The following is a 643-nucleotide window of genomic DNA, read 5'->3' on the forward strand; positions in this document are numbered from 1 at the left end:
TCTTCGAGTTTGTAGCCCATCCCTCTGACAGTGTGAATCAGAGGTTTATCGAACGGTTTGTCCACTTTGCTACGCAGACGTTTGACCGCCACATCAATCACATTGGTATCGCTGTCAAAGTTCATATCCCACACTAACGACGCAATGGTGGTACGTGAAAGCACTTGGCCAGTTTTGCGCATCAACAACTCAAGCAGGGCATATTCTTTGGCGGTAAGCGACATCGACTGCCCCGCGCGCGTGGCAACGCGTTTGATCATATCAAGTTCTAAATCTGCCACACGTAATGTTTGCGGCGATGCGACCACTTGCGCGGCAATATGATGACGAAATACGTTTTGAACACGCGCCAGTAGCTCTGCAAACGCGTACGGTTTTACCACATAGTCATTGGCACCCAGCTCAAAACCGCGCACGCGATCTTCCACTTGCTCCTTCGCTGTCAGCATGATCACTGGGGTGTGAATCCCACTACTGCGCAATGTGTTAAGCACCTGCCAACCATCGAGTTTAGGCAACATAATGTCGAGGAGGATTAAGTCATATTCTTCACTGGTAGCGTGATAAAGCCCATCGACCCCATCATGCACTAAATCCACCACATACCCAGATTCAATCAAACCTTTTTGCAGATATTCTCCGG

The 643-nt window shown here is 49.1% G+C and carries 1 protein-coding gene; it reads right to left on the reverse strand.

The features are described 5' to 3' along the window. Positions 1-643 (reverse strand): heavy metal response regulator transcription factor (locus R7R24_RS27760; RefSeq protein ID WP_318120287.1); only part of this gene is annotated, 643 nt, incomplete at both ends.

The organism is Vibrio sp. 704 (assembly GCF_033339295.1).